This window comes from Arthrobacter sp. TB 26 (assembly GCF_000427315.1).
In the GTDB taxonomy this organism is placed as follows: Bacteria; Actinomycetota; Actinomycetes; order Actinomycetales; family Micrococcaceae; genus Arthrobacter.
On the sequence record NZ_AUPJ01000258.1, the window covers coordinates 1 to 2,883 of the forward strand.

Here is a 2,883-nt window from a genome sequence, read left to right on the forward strand (position 1 = left end):
CCGCCGCCTCCCCGGACGGACGGCCCAGCCTGCTTCAGCTGGCATCTGGCCCCTGGCTGGGGATCCGCTGGTGGCGGCTCGCGGCCGGGGTGTGCCTGGGATTGGCGGTCGGCACCAAATGGTCCGCACTGTTCTTCCTGGCCGGATTCGGGCTGCTGACGGTCTTCTGGGACCTGAGCGCCCGCCGGATCGCTGGAATCCACGGCTGGATCAGCGGCGGGATCCTCAAGGACGGGATCCCCGCCTTCCTCAGCATCGTGCCGGTGGCCGCGCTGGTGTACACCGCCACCTGGACCGGGTGGTTCCGGTCCAAGGACGCGTACTTCCGGAACTGGGCTGAGACCGTCCCTTCGGCGGAGTGGGGCTGGCTGCCCAATGCCGTCCGGTCCCTGGCGCATTACCACCTGGAGGCTTACAAGTTCCACCAGGGGCTCAGCGCTGACCACCCGTACGAGGCCAGCGCCTGGAGCTGGCTGGTGCTCGGCCGGCCCACTTCCTTCTTCTACGAATCCCCCAAACAGGGCAGCCCGGGTTGCGATACCACCAGCTGCACAACGGCGATCCTCTCTGTGGGCAACCCCCTCATCTGGTGGGGCGCCGCCGTTTGCCTGGGCGTGCTGCTCTTCTGGTGGGCCGGGCGGCGCGACTGGCGCGCCGGGGCCCTCCTCGCGGCCGTGGCAGCCGGCTACCTGCCCTGGTTCCTGTACCCGGAACGCACCATGTTCTACTTCTACGCCGTGTCCTTCGAGCCCTTCCTGGTGCTGGCCCTCGTGTACTGCCTCGGCCTCATCCTGGGGCAGCGCACGGATCCGTTGTGGCGGCGGCGCTCCGGGCTCTACCTCGTGGCGCTCTTTGTGGTCACGGCCGTCGCCGTCTCGGCCTTCTTCTATCCGGTCTGGACCGCCGAGACCATCACCTACCAGGATTGGCGGTTCCGGATGTGGATGCCGTCCTGGATCTAGGGCAGGATGGCAGGGGACGTCCACCAGGCATCGGGCGGACGCGGAACGGAGGAACGGCTGTGAGAGAAGCAAGCACCGGGCTGCTCGTCAAGCTCGACCCGGGCAGCAACGTGACCGACCTGTTGCTGGAGCAGCACGCCCAGGATCCCGTGCATGCGCTGTACTCCCGCAAAGGACCGGCCGGCTGGGCCGACGTCTCCGCACAGCAGTTCCTGGACCAGGTCCGGGCGCTGGCCAAGGGCCTGATCGCCGGCGGCATCACTCCCGGCGAAACCGTCGCGGTCATGTCCGGCACCCGGTATGAGTGGACCGTGGTGGACTTTGCCATCTGGTTCGCCGGCGGCGTCCCCGTCCCCATCTACGAAACGTCCTCCCCCAGCCAGATCGAATGGATCCTGCAAGACTCGGGGGCGCAGCGGATCTTCGCGGAGAACGAGGCAAAGGCGGCCCTGGTCCGCGAGGTGCTGGACAGTTCCGGCGTGCTTGGCGACACCGTGCTCCCCGTGGTGCGGATGGACTACGACGGCGCCGCACCCAACCTCGCCAGCCTCGCCGCGGCAGGCAGCGGAGTCAGCGACGCCGAGCTGGAACGCCACCGGTCCGCGGCCGGACTCGCGGACGTTGCCTCCCTTGTCTACACCTCCGGCACCACAGGCCGGCCCAAGGGCTGCGAAATCACCCACGGAAATTTCGCCCTGGTCGCCCGGAACATCGTGCCCTTCCTGCCCGAAATCCTGATGCAGCCCCGCACCCGGACCCTCATGTTCCTCCCGCTGGCCCACGTCCTCGCCCGCGCCGTCCAGGTGATCTGCCTGAGCGCCGGGACCACCCTGGGCCACACCGCCAGCGCCAAGGAACTGCTGGAGGACCTGGCCAGCTTCAAACCCACCTTCCTTCTGGTCGTTCCCCGGATCTTCGAAAAGGTCTACGCCGGCGCTGCCCACAAGGCGGCCCTCGCCGGGAAGGAACGCCTGTTCGAGTCGGCAGCCGCCGTCGCGATCGACTATTCAAAGGCCCTTGACGCCGCCGCCCGGGGTGACGGGAGCGGCCCCAGGCTGGTGACCCGCGCCAAGCACGCCCTCTTCGACCGGCTACTGTATCCCAAGCTCCGGCAGGCCTTCGGCGGCCAGCTGGGCTACACGGTCTCCGGGGCCAGCCCTCTGAGTCCGCATGACGCCCACTTCTTCCGCGGCGCTGGCATCCCCGTCCTCGAAGGCTACGGACTCACCGAAACCACAGCACCGTGCACGGCCAACACTCCGGCTCGGACCAAGGTGGGAACGGTCGGCATCCCGGTGCCCGGCACCACCATCCGGGTTGCCGAGGACGGCGAGATCCTGGTCAAGGGCATCGGCGTCTTCAAGGGCTACCACAACAACGCCGCGGCCAATGCGGCGGCGTTCGTGGACGGGTTCTTCCGCACCGGCGACCTCGGCTCCCTCGACGCGGACGGCTTCCTGACCATCACCGGCCGGAAAAAGGATCTGCTGGTCACCGCCGGCGGCAAGAACGTCGCACCCGGGCCGCTGGAGGAAAAGATCCGCGAGCACGAACTGGTCCTGCAGGCCGTCGTGATCGGGGACGGCAGGCCGTTCGTGTCAGCCCTGATCAACCTGGACCCGGAGGGCCTGGAAAACTGGTGCGCCTCGCACAAGGTTCCGGCGATGAGTCCCGCCGAAGCCCGGGGCAACGATCTGGTCCGGGTTGCCCTGCAGCGCGCCGTGGACGACGCGAACGCCCTCGTTTCAAAGGCCGAATCCATCCGAAGCTTCGTCGTGCTTGACGCCGACTTCACGGTGGAATCAGGGCACCTGACGCCGTCACTCAAACTGAAGCGCGCCGCCGTCGTGCGCGACTTCGAGGCGCAGATCAACCGTATCTACGGCTGACCGCCGGCGTCCCCGGCGACGCACGGAAGCGG

At 68.2% G+C, this 2,883-nt stretch carries 1 protein-coding gene and 1 pseudogene; both read left to right on the forward strand.

The annotated features are described in order from the left end of the window. A pseudogene (locus K789_RS24015) lies at window positions 1–962 on the forward strand (phospholipid carrier-dependent glycosyltransferase); the annotation flags it as partial. Between the two features lie 59 nt (window positions 963–1,021). After that, window positions 1,022–2,851 carry an AMP-dependent synthetase/ligase gene (locus K789_RS24020; RefSeq protein WP_024366537.1) on the forward strand — a complete coding sequence of 610 codons (1,830 nt, stop codon included), beginning with the start codon at window positions 1,022–1,024 and terminating at the stop codon, window positions 2,849–2,851. Window positions 2,852–2,883 lie beyond the last annotated feature (32 nt).